A 20548-nucleotide genomic window follows, 5' to 3' on the forward strand; every position below is an offset into this window, starting at 1 on the left:
AGTTGCAAGAAAAGCGAGTTGCACGACTTACCGCGTTTCACGACACTCTCATTTCTGCGTTGCCGACAGCGGTTCCTCCAAATCTTCAAAATCGGCAGGCGGTGCAGGCAGCGCAGGCATGAAGCGATCCGTCAGCTTTTTCACGATGATGTACAGCACGGGAACCATGAACAGGCTGAGGAACGTAGACAGCAGGTAACCACCGAAAATAGCCGTCCCAATTGAGCGGCGGCTGGCGGCTCCGGCTCCGGTGGCAATCATCAGCGGGAAAAAGCCCACCAAGCTGGAGAAGCCCGTCATCAAAATGGGTCGCAACCGTTCCTGCGCCGCCTCGATGGCCGCTTTGGTAATCGGCAAACCTTTCTCGCGCAACTGGTTGGCGTATTCCACAATCAGAATTGAGTTTTTGCTCGCCAGACCAATCAGCATCACCAGACCCACCTGGGAATACACGTCGTTGGCTTGTCCTCGAAGAAACTGCGCCCCCAGCGCCCCCAACACCGCCAGCGGCACGGCAAATAAGATAATTGCCGGATCGACAAAGCTACCATATTGCGCCGACAGCACTAGATACACCATCAACAGCCCCAGGGTAAAGAGCAGCGGTGCTTGCCCGCCTGACTCGATTTCCTCCAGAGCGCTGCCAGTCCACTCAAACCCCAGGCTGGGTGGAAACACCTGCTGGGCGACTTGCTCCATCGCAGCGATCGCCTGTCCAGAGCTTCTGCCCGGCGCCGCGTCGCCCTGCACCGAAATCGACCGCAGCAGGTTGTAGTGCGTAATCGACTGGGCGCTGGTGGTCGGGGTCAGCGTTACCAAGTTGCCTAGGGGAACCATGTTTCCGGCAGCAGAGCGAACGTAGAGTTGGTTCACGTCTTCCGGCTGGGCGCGAAATTGCTCATCGGCCTGCACATAAACGCGGTAGCTGCGCCGATCCAGCGTGAAGTCGTTGACATAATCCGACCCCAGGAAACTCTGGAGGGTCGAGAAAATGTCATTCAGGTCGATGCCCAACGCCTTAGCGCGATCGCGGTTTACGTTCACGACCAGTTGCGGCGTGCTGGCAGAATAGGTAGAAAACACCGCCTGCAAATTGGGATTTTGATTCGCCGCCCCCATCAGCGCGTAGAGATAGCCCACAAACTCATTCAGGGGCATATTGCCCCGGCGATCCTGCATTTCTAGCTGGAAACCGCCGAAGTTGCCCAATCCCTGAATTGAGGGCGGGTTCAGCGAGAAAATTCGGGCTTTGGGCATTCCGAAGAACTTCATCTGGATTTGCCCGATGATTTCTTGGACAGATTGCCCCGGGCCTTTGCGCTCTTCCCAAGGCTTCAGCAGCGTGAACATAATACCTTGGTTGGGCGCAACACCTGCAAAGCTAAAGCCCGTTACGGCAAAGTTCGACTCTACTTCAGGAATCTTGCGTACCTCAGCCGAGGCTTCATCCAGAATTTTCTTGGTGTAGTTGAGCGACACGCCTTCGGGAGCCTGCACCAGCGTAATGAAATAGCCCTGATCTTCCTCTGGCAAAAAGGCTCCGGGAACCGTGCGATAGACCCAGGCCGTGGCCATCAGCGCCAGCACAAACCCGGCCAGCACCCAATACTTCAACTGAGACAACACCGTGAGCGATCGCTGATAGCGCTGCCGCACCTTGTCCAGAAATCCGTTGAAGCGCTCAAACTGTCGCCCCAGCCAGCCCTGGTGGTCGGAACGGGGCCGCAGCAGCAGCGCCGACATCGCAGGCGAAAAGGTCAGCGCATTGAAGGTAGACACGACGATGGAAAAGGCAATCGTCAGTGCGAACTGGCGGTAGATTGCGCCCGTCGTGCCAGGGAAGAACGCCACCGGAACGAATACTGCCATCAGCACCAGCGAAGTCGCAATCACCGCGCCAGACAGTTCTTTCATGGTTTCGGCCGCTGCGCGGAATGGGTTCATGCCGCGATCTTGCACCTTGGCGGCGATCGCCTCCACCACCACAATCGCGTCGTCCACCACCACACCCGTCGCCAGCGTCAGACCAAACAAGGTCAGCGTGTTGATCGAGAAGCCGAAAATGCGAGTGAACACGAAAGTCCCAATTAGCGCAACCGGAATGGCGATCGCCGGAACCAGCGTAGTGCGCCAATCTTGCAGAAAAATGAACAGCACCAGCACCACCAGCAGGATGGCAGTGATCAGCGTATACACCACGTCTTGCAGGGAAATCTGCACGAAGCTGGTAATGTCAAACGCCACGGCGTAGTCAATGCCAGGCGGAAAGGATCGCTTCAGGTTTTCCAACTCTTTGCGAACAGCGGCCGTTGTCTCCAGCGCATTGGAACCGGAACGCTGCGTGATGCCTAAACCGATGGATTCGACATCGTTATAGGTCAAGAAAGTTCCATAATTCTCTGCACCCAGTTCCGCCCGACCCACATCTTTCAGACGTACCAGGTTGCCGCCTTCACCAGTTTTCAAGACCAGGTTTTCAAATTCTTCGACGGACTGGAGCTGGCTATCGGCCCGTAGGTTGATTTGATATTCCTGATTCGGATCAGCAGGCTGTTGCCCCAGTTGCCCTGCACCCACCTGGAGGTTTTGTTCGCGAATGGCGCTGGTGACATCCTGCACCGTTAGCCCCCGTGCTGCTAGCCGCGCCGGATCAAGCCAGAGGCGCATGGCAAACTTGCGCTCGCCGAAAATCTGGATCGACCCCACCCCCGGAATCCGCCGCAGCGCTTCCACCATGTACAGGTCGGCGTAGTTACTGAGGAAGAGGCTGTCGTATTCGCCGTTGGTGGGGTAGAGGGCGATCGCCATCAGGAAGTTGCTGGACGACTGCTCTACGGTAATCCCCGTTCGGGTTACCAGTTCTGGCAAACGAGGCTCGGCCCGCGCCACTCGGTTCTGCACGTTCACCGCCGCAATGTCCGGATCTTGCCCCGCCGCAAAGGTGACGGTGATCTGACTGGTGCCGTCGCTGCCGCTGCTAGAACTCATGTAGCGCAGCCCGTCCACGCCATTGATTTCCCGCTCCAGGATATTCGTCACGGCGCTTTCGACCGTTTCTGCATCTGCACCCGGATAGTTTGCCGTCACCACCACCTGCGTCGGCGTGATGTCGGGAAACTGGGCGATCGGCAGCGTCGGCAGCACCACCAACCCCAAAAACACCGTGATGATGGCGCAAACTAGCGTAAAAACGGGTCGTTTGATGAAAAAGTTGGCAAACATGAGGGGTGGGAATGAGGGGTCAGGGGTCAGGGGTCAGGCATACAAGTCGCAACAAGAGGAGAGTTTGGGCTGGTTGGAATGCTAGCGTTCATGCAAAACCGAACCCCGAATCCCAAACCCTGAACCCCTACTGCGCCATCGCCTGAGCAGGCATAATCGGTGCGCCCTCGGTAAGGTTTAACACGCCCGACACAACGACCTGCTCACCGGGCTGCACGCCGGAAATGACCTGATAGCTGTTGCCCTGGATGCTGCCCAGTTGCACGAGCCGCTGGCGGGCAACCTGCATGGGCGGCTGTCCGGGTGCGCCATTGGCCGGCGCAGGCTGATCGGGATTGGCTTCGGCCTGTTCAGCCACGTAAACAAAGGTCTGTCCGGCGATGCGGGTAACGGCGGCAGTGGGTACTAGCAGACCGGGCTGGCTGCTCCAGACGACGCGGGTGCGAACCAGTTGCCCATCGCGCAGGCTGCCGTCGTTCGTAAAGCTGGCCTTGGCGAGGACCGACTGTTCGCCGCTGCTGACCTCCGGCGAAACGAAGCTAATGCGACCGCGCAGGGCAGGTTGGCCCTGTTCATCCAGCATTTCGACCGGAAGTCCGACCCGGAGTTGGCGCGATCGCTCGATGGGCACGGCAATGTTCAAATCCAGCGTGCCGTTCTGAATAATGCTGGTGAGCGTGGTGCTAGGTGTTACCAGATCGCCCACCTTCACCGGGATATTGCCCACCACGCCCGCAATTGGCGAAATCACCTGCCGATCTTGCAAATCCTCTACGGCAACGTTGCGATCTGCCTGGGCGCGGGCAATTTGGGACTCGGTTTCGCGCAGCGAGGCTTCGGCAGCCCGCACGTTTTCTTCGGCTGCCCGACGGCTGGCGATCGCCGTGTCGCGGTTATTTCGCGCTCGGTCTAGCTCTTGCCGCGACAGTGCGCCGGCCGACACCAGCGATTCGATGCGGCGATAATCTGACTCCGCCAGCGTGACATCCGCTGCTGCGCGGGCAACATCTGCTTCGGCCGCTCGCAGCCGTGCAATGGCTGTATTTCGAGATGACTGTGCCGCTTCCAGATCGGCGATCGCCCCGCTCACCTCTGCGCGGCTGCGATCAGCCCGCAGTTGCACAATCGGGGTTCGCGCCTGCACTACATCCCCCGGACGCACAAAAATTTCCACCACACGCCCATCGGCTTCGGGGCGCAGCACAACCCGATCTTCCGCCTCCAGTGCTCCGACAAACTCTGAAGTTTCTACCACCGTGCTAGCCTGCACCGTTTGCAGTTCTACGGGCATCGGCGGCGGCCCACCCTGCATTCCTGGTGGGCCGCCCTGGCAGGCCCCAGCCGCCACCGACAGCAGCAGCGCGGCACTAAACAGCGAACCCCGACGCAACACCTTCACGCTCATATTGAAACCTGCTAAATCCCGAAATCAGCCAAATCAACCCAAACTTGCCAAACGTGAACTGCTGCTGGCACAGCGCCGCCAACCTCAAGCCATAGCAATCAATAGCAATCAGTAGAGAGTAATCAGAAAATTAATCAGAAACTATCTCACAACCTGCAAACCCAGAAGCTTCAAAGCGATGCATTCGGCATCTTTACAGCAATTTTCAGGATTTCCTTTGAAAACTCTAAATACGGGTTCATGTATCGCGGGAATGGTTTAGTAATTTAGCGGGATCGCCCTGCTGAGGCATCCTCCAATCGGGTTACTCCCATCAGGCTTTGGGGTTGGGGCAGACTCCGGGAACGCAAGTTTTGGCGATGAAGAATACGGAAGATTCTCAGATGGGAACCCTAGAGGTGTCGTGTTCAATTTGATACCTCATTGTTTTTTGAGGAGTACGAGTCATGACGGCCGAGAACCTCCTGAAATCGGGCATTCAAGCAGTCAAACAGCAGCAACATGCAGCGGCGATTCAAGCGCTGATGGCTTGCTGCCAGTCCACCGATCGCCAGTCCAAGCTCTATTTCCAGGCGCAGATGTGGCTGGTACGGGCTTACTACGACAGTGGGCAGGCAGAGCGGGCGATCGCCCTTTGTCAGCAGCTCAGCACCGACGCGCCGCCCCAAGTGCAAACCTGGGCCAGAAACCTGTTGCCCACGCTATCCGCTGCGCCTGCAATCGGCCCGGACACCGCTGGATCGGCCGCCACCGATGCCCCCACCGCCGACCTGCCCCAGCTCAGCGCCGAAGAAGCCCTCGACCTGTTCAATCGGGGCAACCATGCGCTGAAAACCAAGCGCTTTGCCGAAGCCGTCGAGCATTTAGAAACGTACTGCCGATCCGCCAATCCCCATCACAAAGATTTCGCCCAGGCGCAGATGTGGCTGGTAAAAGCCTACAACGGCAATGGGCAAATCGAGACGGCGATCGCCCTCTGCCGTCGATTGCTGCACCACGAAAAAGAATTCGTGCAGCTCTGGGCCCGCCAATACCTCAACACGCTGGCTCCCGAACCCGAAGCCGAAGCAACCCAACTCGAAGCACCCCTCACCAACGCAGCCAGCCTGCATCCCAAAATCCAAACTCCAAACTCCAAAACCCAAGATGCCCAACCGTCCGCCCTCAGCCCCACCAAAACCCGCGCCCCTCGCGGTGGAGTCTCGCTGGTGATGAAAGGCGTGGCCAGCAGCCTGGCCCTGGCATCGGGCATGACGATCACGCTGCTGTTTGGCATGGTGTTTGCGCTGTGCCTGGCGCTGCTGTTTTTGCATGGCAGCGACAACCCCACGGCGGGGCTGGGTCTGGCGCTGGGGGCGACGCTGCTGTTCAACGCCATTATCTTTTTCCTGTCGCCGCTGATTATGGATGTGGTGCAGGGCTGGCTCTATGGCACGCGCTGGGTCTCGCTGTCGGATATTGAGCGGCGCAGTCCAGAAGCGGGCCGCGTCATCCGCACCGTTTGCCAGCAAAAGAAGCTTTCGCAGCCGCGCCTGGGGCTGATTCCCGACGACAACCCCACCGCCTTTACCTACGGCTCGCTGCCCAACACGGCGCGGCTGGTGGTGAGCCAGGGCTTGTTTAAGTACCTGGACGATGACGAAGTGGCCACGGTCTACGCCCACGAACTGGGCCATGTCGTGCATTGGGACTTTGCCGTGATGACGCTAGCGGCAACGCTGGTGCAGATTACGTATCTAATTTACGTGTATCTGCGAGAGGCGCAGGACTGGCTGGGCGACAGCGAAATGGCGCGACGGCTCAAGCTGGGGACGCGGAGTGTGGCGATCGCCGCCTACGTGTTCTATGTTCTAGGCGAATATCTGGTGCTGTATCTGTCGCGCACGCGAGAATATTACGCCGACCATTTTGCCGCCGAGGTGACGGGCAACCCCAACGGCCTGTCGCGGGCGCTGGTGAAAATCGCCTACGGCATTGTGGAAGAGGGACAGCGCAACCCCCAGCCCAGCAAGGTGCTGCAAGGCACTCGCACGCTGGGCATTGCCGACAGCAGCAGTGCCGGATTCACGGGCACGGCCTACCGTGTGGCGGCAAGCCCGGTGCAGGTGGGGCGCGTCTTTCTCTGGGATATGTTTAACCCCTGGGCGGCCTGGATGGAGCTAAATTCCACTCACCCGCTGACGGGCAAGCGCGTCCGCGCCCTCAGCACCTACGCCGAACAGCTTGGGCTGGGTGCAGAGTTTGACATGGCGCAGGTGGTGCGTGAAGGGCGCGGGCTAAACAAGACGCGGCTCTATGGCAACTTTGTGCTGGATGTGCTGCTGTATTGGGCAGACTGGATTGGCTTTGGGCTGGGGCTGATCGTGGCGATCGCCCTCTACCAAAGCGGTGCGAGCAACCTGGGGGCGATCGCCGCGCCTGCACTGCTGGGTGGCGGCATCGGGCTGCTGTTCAAAACCTTCGTCATGTATCCCGACTTCAACCGCGCCCCGGCGATGGACATACTCACCCTCATGTCTGACCCCTACGCCAGCCCGCTGCGGGGTCGTCCGGTCAAGCTAAGGGGCGAAATTATTGGCAAAGGCGACTCTGGCTATGCCTATGGTTCAGAACTCAAGCTGCAAGACCCGACGGGGATGATCTTGCTGCGCTATTCGTCCCGCTTTGGGCCCTTGGGCAACTTCTTGTTTGGCGCAAGTCAGGCCGAAAGCTTCATTCACCAGTCCGTCCATGCGCTGGGTTGGTTCCGACGCGGCATGATGCCCTGGGTAGACCTGATTCGGCTAGACTGCCCTGCTAAGTGGACGGTTCGCAGCTATCACCGCTTTTGGAATCTGCTGTTTGGGGCGCTGCTGATTGGGCTGGCGTTTGTGCTGCCGTCGGTGCTGGCCTAGAGCGCGGCGCAGGCGGCAACGCTGGCGGGAATCTATCTTGTACCGATTGGCGATTTTGGATTGGCGAGTTTGGCTAGCCAGTCAAGCCTCGGTCGCTTCTCTCGTCTAAAAGTGCATCGCTTGCAAAAAGATGAGAGACAACCAGGGTATGATTCTAGATTGAGTGATTTACCAAAATTAGCAATTCCAATGGCAGAAACCCTCCTGTTCAACGCCCTGCGTGAAGCAATTGACGAAGAGATGGCGCGTGACCCGTCCGTGTTCGTGTTGGGCGAAGACGTGGGGCACTATGGTGGCTCCTACAAAGTCACCAAAGACCTGTACAAGAAATACGGCGATTTGCGTGTGCTGGATACGCCAATTGCCGAAAACGCCTTTACGGGGATGGCCGTCGGGGCGGCGATGACGGGGCTACGTCCCATCATCGAAGGGATGAACATGGGTTTTTTGCTGCTGGCGTTTAACCAGATTGCCAACAACGCCGGAATGTTGCGCTATACCTCCGGCGGCAACTTCAAGATTCCGCTGGTGGTGCGCGGGCCGGGCGGCGTGGGGCGGCAGCTCGGCGCAGAACATTCCCAGCGGCTAGAGGCCTATTTTCAGGGCGTGCCTGGGCTAAAGATGGTGGCCTGCTCGACTCCCTACAATGCCAAGGGATTGTTAAAGTCTGCTATTCGCGATGACAACCCTGTGATCTTCTTTGAGCATGTGCTGCTCTATAACCTGAAGCAGGATTTGCCAGAAGAAGAATACCTGCTGCCGCTGGACAAAGCGGAGACCGTGCGCGAAGGCAGCGACGTGACCATCCTGACCTATTCGCGGATGCGCCACCACGTGATGCAGGCGGTGAAGACCCTGGAGAAAGAGGGGTTTGACCCGGAAGTGATTGACCTGATTTCGCTGAAGCCACTGGACTTTGAGACGATTGGTGCGTCGATTCGCAAGACCCATCGCGTGATCATCGTGGAAGAATGTATGCGCTCGGGCGGCATCGGCGCAGAAATTACGGCATCGATTAACGACCGCCTCTTTGATGAACTCGATGCGCCTGTGATTCGCCTTGCGTCGCAGGATATCCCCACGCCCTACAACGGCACGCTGGAGAATCTGACGATTGTGCAGCCTCCTCAGATTGTGGAAGCGGTGCAAAAACTGGTAGCGCTGAAGGTTTAATGATCGCGCTTCCTGCTAAAACAACCCACTGAAACAGAACCACAGCGTATGTCCTGTGTATGTCCTGAAAGCTTGAGCAGCGAGAAGCTTTCAGGGCAGTCTGCGTGATCCATTCCGGTGAAATGCAGAAGAAGACTGGCGTGTGACAGCGCCCCGACGCAGTGACAGTTGGGCGATCGCCCAAACAGAGTTTTCCTTTTGTGGCTTCTGAAACGCAGAGTGGGTGGGGCGATCGCCCAGCGAGTAAGAACAGCATTAGAGAGGTTAGCGAATCAAAAAGCCTTGAACGAATCAAAAAGCCTTGAACACTGCCACAAGGCTGGCTACAAAGCCCCAGATCGAAACAGCCTACGAAAAAGTGAGCTTGGACGGATCAACGACTAAGCTGCTAATCAAGACCCCCTTCACCAGAATGTTAATCTGGTGGGCAATGCGGAGTTCCGAAATCGGCTCCTTGAGCAAGTCTTGAGCAGCAAGGAGGGTTTCAGCGACCTGGCGATCGCGACACTCGATTCGCAGCACGCCCCAGCGGCGAGACAGTCGGCATGCCTTTAGCCCCTGCAACTGTCGTAGTTCAGCCGGGTTCTCTCGATAGAAGTCGAGGATGAGTCGAGTGAGTTGGGCAAACCAGTTCATTGCAGCGAACCCCTAAAGATGGACTTATTAAGGCGACGCACCTGCAACGGCTCCCTAACGATCGCCCAATCCTCTTTGATGCCACCCTTCGGTAGAACCAACGGTAAAACCAATGAGCTTGCGAAACACCCAGGGAGACCGCGCAGCGGCGCTTCTCTTCAATGCTTTCATTCAAGCGCAGATCAAAAACTCAAACGATGGATTGCAAAAAGATTTAATGCATGAATTCCTAAAAGAGGGGTTTCAAACAGCCTGAAACAGTCTTGGCGCAAGGACTTCTGAAGATTTCTCTGAAGTGATGAAACGTAACAATATAGACTTGTTTCTTTAAGAAATGAATCCCTAAAAATCGGAACCTTGCTTTCATTTTCGTCACGAAGTTTTATATTTCAATTTGTAAATAAATTTCACGAATACCAATAAACTTCGTAATATCTTGAGTTCGCTTACTTGAGTTCGCTTAAATTAAGCAATCTGTGCAAATACTACCGTCGGTACTCATTTGTCCTACTAGAGTTGCTGCATCTGCGAAGCCTGATTAGGGCATGTCGAAGTCCCGATAGACCACCGTGCGGTTTCGTCCCCGTCGCTTTGCGTTGTAGAGCGCCTGGTCGGCCTGCGCCATCAGGACATCGATGGTTTGCGTAGAGGTAGGAATCTGGCTGGTCACGCCGACGCTAACCGTCACGACCTGGGCCACGCGAGAATACTCATGGCGGATGCCCAGCGCCTGGATGCCGAGGCGAATCTTTTCGGCGATCGCCCGCCCTCCCTTTAAATCTGTGTTGGGCAAAATCACGCCAAACTCTTCACCGCCATAGCGGGCCACCAAATCGGCTGGACGCTGCACCAAGCACTTGGCTGCCTGGGCAATTTTTCGCAAGCAGTCGTCGCCTTCCTGATGACCGTAGCAATCGTTATAGCGCTTGAACTCGTCTACATCAAACAAAATCAGCGAGAGAAACTGCTGGTCTCGCAAGAGCCGATTCCATTCCTGGTTGAGGTGCTGGTCAAAGCGGCGGCGGTTGGCGATTTGCGTGAGTCCGTCAATGTTGACGAGGGCTTCTAACTCCTGATTGGCTCGAATCAGCATCTCTTCGGCCTGTTTTTGCCGGGTAATGTCTTGCATTTGCGCCAGCAGATAGAGCGGGTTCTGTCGTGCATCTCGCACCAGCGATACACTCAGCAGTGCCCAAACAATTTCTCCGTCTTTGCGGATATAGCGCTTTTCCATCTGAAAAGAGGTTCGCTTGCCGTCGATTAATTCCTGCACTAGGGCCAAATCAGTCGGCAGGTCTTCAGGATGGGAAACGGCCTGGAACGTGAGCGATCGCAGTTCGTCTTCGGTATAGCCCAGCAGATCGCAACAAGCAGCGTTGACCGCCAGGATTTGTCCGCTGAGAGCGGTGATGGAACTGCCCACGGCGCTGTGGTCAAAGGCGGCGCGAAACCTGGCCTCGCTCTGGCGCAGCGCGTCTTCTGAGGCTTTGCGGTCGGTGACATCGCGAATCATCGTCAGCGCTTCGGTGGGGCCATAGGGCACAATGCGGACTTCTTCATGCTGGAGGCGATCGCCAAACCAAACCTGCTGCTCATAGACCTGAATCTGGGCCGTGGCAAAGGCTTTTTCTAGGTGGTGCAGCTTGCGCTGGGCGACCTCTGGCGGCAAAAGCTGGGAAATATGCATTCCCACCGGGTTAATATCTGGTGGGATAATATCTATCAAATAATTCGTCTTGAGATAACTCAGATAAATGCCCTGGGGACTAACGCGAAAAATTAGGTCGGGAATGGCATCGAGCAAGGCCTGTGTTTCCGATTCTTGGCGCTGCAAGGCCTCTGTTTTTTGGGTGATTTCCGACCGCAGGGCGTGGTTTTGGGTGACGAGCGATCGCTCGATCTGCCGTCGCAGGGTGATGTCTTGAAACACGACAATGCAGCCCACCACCTCGCCTTGGCTGTTGCACAATGGCGCGGCCCGCGCTTCCAGCAGCAGCGATCGCTCTGCACGGCGTATTTCCAAATCGTCGGCTGTGCAGCTTTCGCCACGCAGGGCGCGAGAGCTTGGCAATGCTTGGGTCGCATACAGCCGCCCTGTGCCGGCCTGCAAGATTGGACGGGTGTCTTCTGAAAAGGGGTCTAGAGACACGCCAAGCATTTCCCGCGCCATTCGATTCAGAAACGCAGCGCGGCCATCTTGTTGATAAATTGCAATGCCCAGCGGCAAGTGATCGAGCCATACAGACACCTGCGAAGGGTCACCCAGAGCAGCAACGGATTGCAGGAGTGGACTTGCTAGATTGCCATCAGGAGGGCGATCGCACGAGAGTGCCCGGAGCCACTGTTCAAACTGAGAATGATTCATAGACCGCACTCGGCGGATACATACCCCTGGTAATAAAAACGACTAATCCAGCATCTTCGCTCGTCTTCGCTCGAATGAAGCAGCCTTAATTCCTATATAGAGCAAGCTTGTTCTTCTGTATTGTTCCCAAAGAGTCGATTTGGGCAGAATTTTAGAAAATTAGATTTTAATACTCAGATTAGATTCATCTCGGTAATTTATCGGCGATGTGCCGAGCGGTTGCTGAGATTTACTGGGTCATGCTCCCAGTAATTATCCTGAGTTTCTCAAAACTTCCCAGAATTGTGGCGAGCGTTCTGCATTGAGCGTAGGCACCCAGAGCGCTTGCAGAAGCTTCTAACAATCTGCTAAAAATCCCCTTAAACTTAGACTTTTATTGTATGTTAGCTTTGCACAAAGCCTATCCCCAAAAGCCGATACCCATAGGAAGGTGCCCGGCCAAGCCGGTATCTCAACCAAGAGCGATCGCTCCCCGCGTTGCAAAACCTCTGGCAGGGGTCTCCGCAAAATTGCTAACACTCGTTCTGATACCTGGTCTCATGCTGCGCCTCATACCCTCCTCCGTAAAATCTCTGAGGGCATTCGCGCGTGCAGGGGGGCAATCTTTGAGGCTTCTTAAAACGCCAGCAGGCCTCTTATCCCGGAAAGCGGCGGCGGGCCAGAAAGTTTTTAGGAGACGGTGCTGCGTTCGATATATAGGGCTGGCGGTGGCGCTGCTGCTGCTGTGGGTTGGGCTGGGAGCAGCGGGAACCGCGCAGGCAGGGCCGTTGGGCGATCGCCTGGCCCGGTTTCCCGACTGGCAAAGCAAGCCACTCTTGCCCAGCGCCAAGGGCGATCTGGTCTATCCCGACTGGTTTGAGGGCACTTGGGACGTAACCACGACGCTGGTGGATCTGGTCGCGCCGCTGGCCCCAGAGATCACAACCCCTGGGTTTGAGGGCAATCGGCAGTATCTCAACCAGCCAGTGCCATTTCAGGCGCGGTTTGTGGCAACGCTGCCTAATCGCTTTGGGGGGCTGCCGCTGCCGCCGTCGCTGTTGGGCAAGCCGCAAATTGTTGCCGATCGCGCGTTTAACGGGCTGAACCTGGCCAAAGCGTATCTGGACAAGCCCGGTGAAAAAAGTCCAGTGCTAGCGGTGAAGGTTGATCCCAAAAATCCCAACCGTCAGATTACGCTGTTGCGCGACGAGTCCGAAGACAGCGTGCTGGGGGCCAGGGAACTGGTGTCTACGGTGGTGGCGCGGGGAGTGGAAACGCCTAGCCCGCTGGAGTTCATCACGACAGAGGTCTTTCAGCAGGAGTTTTTAGGATCGTCGCAAATCTACTTCAATACGGTAGAAACCAGCACGGCCTATCAACTGCATCCCGATGAACTGCCCCGCATCACCGCTGACCAAGTGACGGCAATTTATCTGTCGCCCCAAGACCCCGATTACTTTGCGGCGGGCGATCGCCCCGTTGCGCTCTACCGATATCGGCTAGAGTTTAGCCCCGAACCTGGCATAGACTAACCGAAAGGGCGATCGCCGCTGCCGCCAACCCCACTCCTGCCAAAAGCAGCAGCACAATCCCCCGCTGAAGCGTTCGCCGCGCCTGCAACTGGGCAGTTTGTAAAATTTCATTAGCCTGCTCTGCGGCCCGCAGCGCCGTTTGCATATCCCGCTGGTCGAGGGCCTGGCTGGCCGCCAAAAATCGGTAGTCATCGGCAGGCAGGTTTTTTCCAGCCGACCAGGTTTGGGCATCGGCCAACGCCTGCCCGCGCAACAGCCGCGACTCGTCCAGTCCACCCGACTGCAACCAGGCATCCAGCGCTGCCGCGTAGGGACGCAGCGCCGAGAGTTGCTTTTCGACCCAGGCCGCATTAAACACGCGCTCATAAATCCGGTTGTAAACCTGCAAGCGGTCGTTTTGCTTGACCACCAGCCCCGACAGCAGCAGTTCCACCGAGTCGCGGCTGTCGTCGGCCAGGGTTGTGGAGCGCCCGCCGCCTGGGTGTGAAAACATAGAGTGCGGGGATACCGACAGGGTTGCAGGATCTTGCTGGAGAATCTGCTGATAAAGCCCCAGCAAGCGGCCCGCCCGCCGCTCGTTGTTCAAGAGGCGATCGCGAATGGTGCGTAAATGCGGTGGCTCGTCCTGGGCAACCCAGTTTTCAATCACCTTAGATTCCACAATTGCCGCCACCTGCACCGACTCAGCGCCGTGATTGATCAAAATTTCGCGCACGAGCTGCTGCAAAAACGGCGTTTGCAAATCGGGCGCTTCCCACGGGGCGCGGCCAGGTGTGGCGTTTAGCTGGCTGTGCTGGGCCACCAGTTGACACACCTTTTGCGTCAGAAACGGCTGCCCGCCTGTCCAGGCAAGGATTTCGCGCAGGACGGCTCTGGGATGATCGACCTTGCCCTCCAGCCCCATCAGCAGCGGCTCGGCCTCGTCGAGATGGAACCCAGTGAGGGCGATCGCCCGACCAATATTCAGCGGCGTGCGCGTCTTATCAGCAATCAGGTCAGAGGGTGTCGTCACGCCCAGCAGCGCAAAGGTCAACTGCCCCGCATCATGACAAGCCCGCAGTAGCGCAAAAAAATCGTCCGTGTTGAACGACAAACTGAGGATGCTGTCAATCTCATCCACAAAAATCACAATCGGCGATGGCACCAGCGCAGGCAGCGTTTCGGTCAAAAATTCGCCCAGCCGATTGACTGGCGACAAGTCCTGACGCTCTGCCAGCCATTGCCGCAGGGGCACTTGCTTGGCAAGTTGAAAACTCCGCAACAGGCGCATAATCAAGTCGGCATACCACTGATCGGGCGTAATGTCGCGGCTGCCAATACTCGACAGATCCACCACGCCGCAACTCCAGCCCTCCGCATGGAGGCGCTGGGTCGTCCGCACGCGCAGGCTAGACTTGCCCATCTGCCGACAGTTCAGCACATAGCAAAACTCGCCAGCCTTGAGCGCCCGATATAGCTCGTCGTCTGCCTGTCGCACCACGTAGCTGGGTGCGCCTGCGGGCAGCCTGCCGCCAACCTGATATTCATAGGCAGAGGAGGCACTCATAGCAGCGTCTCAGCACGTCGGGATTCTCTTTCAGTATCAAGCTATTTTCTCGCTGCGGCAACTAATTACAGGTTTACTCAATGATGTTGTACTCGTTGTGCTTAATGTTGAACCTATGAAACTTTATTCTTGCCAGGGGCGATCGCATCCCTTACAATCAACCATCAAGCTGTGAATGACCCCAAGTCAGCGCGGCTTACCTTTCCCCCGAAATTTTGGTCGTTTAGTCATCCACGGCATTGGCAGGTGTGTCCAGCACCCACCAACGCCTGACCCCTCGACAGATCCAGCCTGTCTCAGGGCTGCGTCCATTGTAGGCCGCCCTGTCCCAGTGCTTCACCTCCGGGGGCGGCCAACATTTCGGGGTTTCCTACCCCACTCGTTTCCAGGAGGAAACCCCAAATGCTGACAGTTCAATACACCTGGTCGTCCCCACGCTCGGAGGCGACCCAGTTTTCGCTGCCCCCGCTCACCTGCGAACTGCCCCACCGTCGCCGCCTGCGCCACTACATCATCGGCCTGCCCGAAGACGCGCAACTGGCGATCGACCGCCTGCACCTGCTCCGCTATGCCGAACGCTTCGAGTGGACCCGTGCCCTGGAATTTCCGCCCAACGGCATCGTCCTCAATGCCGAGCAACCCGGCGAAGTGCTGCGCTGCCTGCACCGCGAAATGCGGAGCAACCCTGGCGTGAATGAGTAAGAACAGATAAGGTCGATTTTGGGTTTTGGATTTTGGATTTTGGCGGTTCAGTCTGCCTATCCAAAATCCAAAATCCCACGCAATGTGCAACTTTCAATCTGCCCTCATCCCCCAGCCCCTTCTCCCAAAATAAGGAGAAGGGGAGCTGGATTGGAAGTCCCTCTCCCGCTTTGGGAGAGGGATTTAGGGTGAGGGCTACAAAAGTGGGATGCGCCCGTAAAGGAGGCTTGAAGTCCCTTAAAACAATAAAATTTTCTGGGCGTAATTCTGCCCGTAACAAGTACGGCTCGCATGATGCACGGATTTCAATACAAACGTCTGACACGACTGTTCCAGTTGCCAACACAACAACACAAGAGTTCTACACATTTCCATACAAAAATATAGAGCCAGAAAACAATTGAACCCTGGCGCGTTAGTTTCAAGCTGAATTCGCTTAGCTCTCAATCATTCCTCCATTCGTCACATTCTAAAAAAAAGCGCTTTTGAAGCAAGGATATATCGCAAACCCTGTATCAGATCCTTGTCTATTACGGGTTGATTAGAGCCATTCAGTCTCAGATCATCACAATCATCTCACCCTGTTCTCGGTTCTCCGGTTCCGACTATGCGATCTCTCGTTGAACTTGATTTTTATCCACCTTTATGCACCTGTCTGAAAGACTTTGATCTCAGGCAAGTTTAGTTTGCTACAGAGCGAGAAATGCTAGCTGCTGCACAAGTTTGCTCAAAATGTGCAGGTGCATACTCACAAATTGTGCGCCACCAAACCTTGCTTTTTTGCCGTAATAGGCTAGCCTCGAATAGGGTTTGGAGTCCTTAAGAGAACACCGTAGTTTGCTTCATTCTCAGGGTGTCTTTGCATTGCGTACTTGCAGCGCTGAAATGTAGTGCAGTCGAGGTGTTCTGCTGTCGAGTCTGATCCTTGATTGTTCTTAAGTAGCCTGGAAAACATACCACTTGAGGATAAGTATGGTTTTAATATTCAAAGCTTCAGCAACTCTGGTTTCGCTAGATTTCATGAACGGTTCTTAAGTCCTGATGTTGTTTAGAATGTTTGAGCCAGAAGCCTGGTTCCTTCTGGAAACTTCAGGGGTTTAGTATTACGGCTTGGTCTGGGGCTGATATCGAGATTCCATTCAACTGATTAGCCTGCATGTTCCATAGACATATCCCATAGAGCAGCAGGTTAACTGTTAGCCAGTGATGCTCCTTGGAGTGATGTTGTGCGACAAGAGTGTGCGTGGACTGTTGGAGCAGTGATCTCATTCCGTTGCCGGCGTCCCTACTAGCTTTGGTAAGCATCTATAGGATTTATGGCTCCATTACTGCGATCGCCCATTACAAAGACAATGTGGCTGCAATGCTTACATCTGCAAATGTGCGTCTTGGCTCCGCTGGGCTAGAAGCTGTGATTGCGACGACCTATCCATTCGTATTCCAGAATCAGGCTACAGCATTTTTGAAGCTAGTGAGGCACACGGATGGTCAATAAGCCCTTGCCTCGTGAGGGCAGCGTGTGCCTCACCCCGCAAGAAAATGCTGTAAGCATCAAACTGTTCTTAAAAGGAAAGCTCTCCTCCTAAAAGCTTCTGAGGTGCAGATAGCTCCCTGGGCGATCGCAAATTTACCAGCAACGGACGGCGTATCAGTTTCTATGGAACCAGGAAATAGTCCACAGAGCAGGTTTTTACCCGCAGACCCCAGCAATCAGCTACTTGTGGGTTTCCCCTTTTGGCTATGGCTACTGTTACCTTTTCTAGGGTTATTGCTGCTCATTCTGCTACGGTCTCGACGGCAACATACGCAGCAAAGAGACTCCTCAGCCGAGGCTCCCTATTCCAGCCATCAGCCTGCCAGTCAGCAGTCCGCAGCAAGCGATTCTACGATCAACTCTCTCATGGAAGAAACATCTAACTTGCCCGATTTAACTCCTACACCACCTGACTTTACCTCCAGTACTGATACTGAGCGAGAAGTTTTTCCTGCTGAGCAGGAAGTCCTATCGGTTATTCAAGAAGAGGTGTCTGTTAGCAAGCAGCAGGTTGAGCGGGGCAAAATTCGAGTTAATAAGCGAGTAGAAAGTCGCGAGGAGATAGTCAATGCACCCCTTGTGCATGAACAAGTCATCGTAGAGCGGGTTCCATTCAATCGAGTGATCGAGGGAGAGATCCCTACAGAAAGGGATGAAAACGACGTTCATATTATTCCCATTTTTGAGGAAGTTGCTGTTGCCGAAAGGCAGCTTATTTTACGGGAAGAAGTGCGGATCTCTAAAAGGCTGGTTACAACGGTCGTCCAGCAAGTAGTAGCAGTTCAAAGAGGCTCTGTTGAAGTTGAACGTACCGCGTTTGAGAATGAGCCACCCAACTATGTTCAGCCCGCAGTAGACTTTCAAGTAGCGCCTCAAACGAATGCCTCAATCAATCACGAAGCACGGTCAGCAGGAGCAGCAACCCAAGTAGAGACTCAAGTTCGTACAACACCCGAAGAGACTTTAGCCGTTGCTTCAAGCGTGCCATTTCAGTCCAATCAGCCTCCAATTTCTAATGCCGTTTCTAATCGTGAGGCTATTCCTGATGAAGAGATTGTCATACCGATAATGGCCGAAGAAGCGGCTTTAACTGTTCAACAAGTCACTCGCGGCAAGGTACAGGTACACACAATATTTGACACAGTAGAGCAAGTCCTTGAATCACCAGTGATGCGTGAGGAATTGATCGTTGAACATATTCCTAGAAACCAGCCCATCCAAGGTGACCCACCGCAAATTCGCGAAGAAAACGGTGTACAAATTATCCCCATCTTGGAAGAAGTATTGGTGAGCAGAAAGCAGCTTTTGCTTCGAGAAGAGGTGCGAATTTCAAAGCGTCGAGTCACGGAGAGTATTCCTCAGGTAATCACTTTGCGCTATGAAGTCGCAGATATCGAGCAGATCAGCGTTGAGGAGAGTGGCGAATAGCTATTCCTCTACAGTTTCTAGTGAGAGTAGAAGTTTTTTAGAAGATCGATGGTACGAGCTTTCTCCGCGGTTGAGATGGGCTGGGTAAGCCTATCTAAGGTAGCCTCTGTAGCGAGAACAGGGGATTCGGTTACGTTTTGACCCCATATCGTTAGTCACGAAAGGACGAATTCATGAAAACTGTTATTGGTTTGTTTGATGATCGCGAAGAAGGGATGCGTGCTTATACCGCTCTGCATGATGAAGGATTTGCCTTGGCAGACCTAGACATTCTGACCAACGACGACGAAGATGACGTGCCCAAGCTGGAGAATCTTCGCAGAAATCTACCCGCTTCCGATGCCGAAGTGTATTTGGAAGGGGTTCGTCAAGGCGGCACGATTATCACTGCAAACGTGACCGACAGTACTGCTACTCGCGCAGCCGAAATCATGTCCAACTTCAACATGGTTGTGATTGCTGATCGCGTTGCCGAGCTTAAGAAGGTAAATCCGAACCTGACCCTCAGCGATCCTGCACGGGATGAAAACGTTCTAGAAGTGATCGAAGAAGATCTGCAAGTTGGTAAGACTGCCGTTGAGCGCGGTCGGATGCGGATTTATTCTGTTGTCACTGAGCGTGAAGTCTCTCAGAATGTGGCTCTGCGCGATGAGACCCTGCGCGTCAGCCGTCGCCCGGTGAATCGCCAGGTCGAAATTCGCCCTGATTTGTTCCAGGAGCGCTCCTTCGAGATGGTGGAGATGGATGAAATCGCCCTGGTTGGCAAAACTGCTCGGGTGGTTGAAGAGATTGTTCTGGGTAAGGAAGTTGCCGAGAAGATTGAAACCATCAAGGAAACGCTTCGTCGTCAGGATGTAGAGATCGAGGAAATCCCGGCAGCCCGTCCTTTTGCTGACTATGATGCCGATTTCCGCGCTTTCTACAACGAGAAGCTGTCCAACAAGGGCGTTCAGTATGATGAGCTCCGCCCGGCGCTGAATTATGGCTATAGCCTGGCTACTCGCGAACCCTTCCGCAGCAGCCCTTGGTCTGCCGTGGAGCAAGACGCTCGCCGCATTTGGGAAGAGAAGAACCCCGGCACCTGGGATCAGAGCAAAGCGGTAATTCACTACGCCTGGGAAAAAGTTCGTAGCGCTCGCTAGAACCTGAAACGTCTCCTCTAGAGTGAATCGTTGTGCGGCATTGTCGTGCAACGATTCGTGCTTTCTGCCGCGCTACTGCTCTGAACGACATCGAATCCGGGCGCTATCACCAATCGTGTTTATCTGATGCTTTGCCAGGATGCGGTCAACGGCGTTTGGGTAGGAGAGGCGAGTGTAGTGAGGGAATGTTTTTAGCAAAGCCTCCACAAAGGAGCGAGACAGAAAAGAACCGAGGGCAAATTGCCGCACAGCTCTCACTCGCTTGGTTTCCAAATCAGTCAGCACCACCGCCAGGGGCAGTTGAAAGTTGGGATTGTGCAAGACAGGGTCAAAGTTAGGCAGTTGCTCTGGATGGAGTTGACAGAGGTGAAATGGGCATTCCTGCCAAGGGAGAACCAGGGTTGCGGGCTTTGTTCGTCCGGGCCCGGCGTACTTGTCAACCTGGAAAATCCGAAAGCAGAGAAAAGGAACTTGTTCGACGACGTTAAGGGCAACCTCAAAAACGCCAGACTCGACGGCCCATTGTTCAGCCAGGGAGGGATTGCGAAAGGTTAGGGTCAGTTCTACCCAGTCGGAACGCCAGGTAAACTCGGCTCCCTCTGCATCTAGCGATCGGGTGTGGCGTTGTCCTACGGTAATCAGACCAAAGTCTTGATACTTCATCGTTGCAACAGTTAAGTCAGTCCGGTCAGGTGAACGACCTCCAAGATGCAGTCCTCCTTAGCTAAGGCACTGCTGTATATAGGAGGGTTAACCGTATGTTAACTAGCATTATGCCCATCATTGTTGTCTGGATCACATTATTAAGGCTAAAGATTAATTTTTTCTAAAAAATTAGCAGCAGAAGCACGGCGAGGATTTGCGGAACTTTGCAAAAATCTATAAATTGTGACGGTGTTTACCGTATTTCATTCGATACCGAGGAATCGGCATAAGAAAAGGCACCCCCTGATGGGAGTGCCTGCAACCAGCTAACTTTTAGGAAATGTT

Annotated in this window: 12 protein-coding genes; 6 read left to right on the forward strand and 6 right to left on the reverse strand. The window is 55.0% G+C overall.

Annotation, left to right across the window (positions count from 1 at the left end):
• Positions 1–48 precede the first annotated feature (48 nt).
• Both IGS16_RS18860 and IGS16_RS18865 read right to left on the reverse strand, forming a co-directional pair.
• Entirely contained in the window at positions 49–3222 is a 3174-nt protein-coding gene (locus IGS16_RS18860; protein ID WP_297088091.1) for an efflux RND transporter permease subunit, read from the reverse strand.
• Positions 3223–3349: 127 nt separating this feature from the next.
• Complete coding sequence (locus IGS16_RS18865) at positions 3350–4627, reverse strand: efflux RND transporter periplasmic adaptor subunit (RefSeq protein ID WP_297088093.1); 1278 nt, start codon at positions 4625–4627, stop codon at positions 3350–3352.
• Between the two features lie 446 nt (positions 4628–5073).
• Here IGS16_RS18865 and IGS16_RS18870 point away from each other — a divergent pair, with 446 nt between their 5' ends.
• A complete protein-coding gene (locus tag IGS16_RS18870; RefSeq protein WP_297088095.1) occupies positions 5074–7521 on the forward strand; it encodes a M48 family metalloprotease in 2448 nt (815 codons plus the stop codon).
• 189 nt (positions 7522–7710) lie between these two features.
• The gene (locus IGS16_RS18875; protein ID WP_297088098.1) at positions 7711–8694 is read left to right on the forward strand and encodes an alpha-ketoacid dehydrogenase subunit beta; all 984 of its coding nucleotides are present in this window, start codon (positions 7711–7713) and stop codon (positions 8692–8694) included.
• 348 nt (positions 8695–9042) lie between these two features.
• On the opposite strand, the gene IGS16_RS18880 is transcribed toward IGS16_RS18875, so the two are convergent.
• Positions 9043–9330 (reverse strand): hypothetical protein, encoded by a 288-nt coding sequence (locus IGS16_RS18880; protein WP_297088100.1) that lies wholly within the window; start codon positions 9328–9330, stop codon positions 9043–9045.
• A 538-nt stretch (positions 9331–9868) separates the two neighbouring features.
• Positions 9869–11695 (reverse strand): diguanylate cyclase, encoded by a 1827-nt coding sequence (locus IGS16_RS18885; RefSeq protein WP_297088102.1) that lies wholly within the window; start codon positions 11693–11695, stop codon positions 9869–9871.
• 707 nt (positions 11696–12402) lie between these two features.
• On the opposite strand from IGS16_RS18885, the gene IGS16_RS18890 reads away from it, so the two are divergent.
• Positions 12403–13206 (forward strand): DUF6816 family protein, encoded by an 804-nt coding sequence (locus IGS16_RS18890; RefSeq protein ID WP_297088104.1) that lies wholly within the window; start codon positions 12403–12405, stop codon positions 13204–13206.
• On the opposite strand, the gene IGS16_RS18895 is transcribed toward IGS16_RS18890, so the two are convergent.
• Positions 13181–14752, reverse strand: a complete 1572-nt coding sequence (locus IGS16_RS18895) for an AAA-like domain-containing protein (protein ID WP_297088105.1) — start codon at positions 14750–14752, stop codon at positions 13181–13183. The genes IGS16_RS18890 and IGS16_RS18895 overlap by 26 nt on opposite strands.
• A 402-nt stretch (positions 14753–15154) precedes the next feature.
• Between IGS16_RS18895 and IGS16_RS18900 the strand changes: the two genes are divergently transcribed.
• The 3 genes from IGS16_RS18900 to IGS16_RS18910 all read left to right on the forward strand — a co-directional run bounded on the left by IGS16_RS18900 (position 15155) and on the right by IGS16_RS18910 (position 19558).
• Positions 15155–15454: a hypothetical protein gene (locus tag IGS16_RS18900; RefSeq protein ID WP_297088107.1), complete on the forward strand. Its 300-nt coding sequence runs from the start codon at positions 15155–15157 to the stop codon at positions 15452–15454.
• Positions 15455–17354: 1900 nt separating this feature from the next.
• Positions 17355–18416 carry a YsnF/AvaK domain-containing protein gene (locus tag IGS16_RS18905; protein ID WP_297088109.1) on the forward strand — a complete coding sequence of 354 codons (1062 nt, stop codon included), beginning with the start codon at positions 17355–17357 and terminating at the stop codon, positions 18414–18416.
• 173 nt (positions 18417–18589) lie between these two features.
• On the forward strand, positions 18590–19558 hold the full coding sequence (locus IGS16_RS18910) for a YsnF/AvaK domain-containing protein (RefSeq protein ID WP_297088111.1): 969 nt from the start codon (positions 18590–18592) through the stop codon (positions 19556–19558).
• A gap of 72 nt (positions 19559–19630) precedes the next feature.
• Here IGS16_RS18910 and IGS16_RS18915 read toward each other — a convergent pair whose 3' ends face one another.
• On the reverse strand, positions 19631–20221 hold the full coding sequence (locus IGS16_RS18915; RefSeq protein WP_297088113.1) for a hypothetical protein: 591 nt from the start codon (positions 20219–20221) through the stop codon (positions 19631–19633).
• Positions 20222–20548: the final 327 nt, after the last annotated feature.

The organism is Thermoleptolyngbya sp. C42_A2020_037 (assembly GCF_015272455.1).
Lineage (GTDB): Bacteria > Cyanobacteriota > Cyanobacteriia > Elainellales > Elainellaceae > Thermoleptolyngbya.

Excerpts from the sequence above, each read along its gene's own strand:
- IGS16_RS18885 (WP_297088102.1), bottom strand. The coding sequence starts at position 11,695 with ATGAATCATTCTCAGTTTGAACAGTGGCTCCGGGCACTCTCGTGCGAT.
- IGS16_RS18900 (WP_297088107.1), top strand. The coding sequence starts at position 15,155 with ATGCTGACAGTTCAATACACCTGGTCGTCCCCACGCTCGGAGGCGACC.
- IGS16_RS18915 (WP_297088113.1), bottom strand. The coding sequence starts at position 20,221 with ATGAAGTATCAAGACTTTGGTCTGATTACCGTAGGACAACGCCACACC.
- IGS16_RS18870 (WP_297088095.1), top strand. The coding sequence starts at position 5,074 with ATGACGGCCGAGAACCTCCTGAAATCGGGCATTCAAGCAGTCAAACAG.
- IGS16_RS18865 (WP_297088093.1), bottom strand. The coding sequence starts at position 4,627 with ATGAGCGTGAAGGTGTTGCGTCGGGGTTCGCTGTTTAGTGCCGCGCTG.
- IGS16_RS18910 (WP_297088111.1), top strand. The coding sequence starts at position 18,590 with ATGAAAACTGTTATTGGTTTGTTTGATGATCGCGAAGAAGGGATGCGT.
- IGS16_RS18875 (WP_297088098.1), top strand. The coding sequence starts at position 7,711 with ATGGCAGAAACCCTCCTGTTCAACGCCCTGCGTGAAGCAATTGACGAA.
- IGS16_RS18860 (WP_297088091.1), bottom strand. The coding sequence starts at position 3,222 with ATGTTTGCCAACTTTTTCATCAAACGACCCGTTTTTACGCTAGTTTGC.
- IGS16_RS18880 (WP_297088100.1), bottom strand. The coding sequence starts at position 9,330 with ATGAACTGGTTTGCCCAACTCACTCGACTCATCCTCGACTTCTATCGA.
- IGS16_RS18905 (WP_297088109.1), top strand. The coding sequence starts at position 17,355 with ATGGAAGAAACATCTAACTTGCCCGATTTAACTCCTACACCACCTGAC.
- IGS16_RS18895 (WP_297088105.1), bottom strand. The coding sequence starts at position 14,752 with ATGAGTGCCTCCTCTGCCTATGAATATCAGGTTGGCGGCAGGCTGCCC.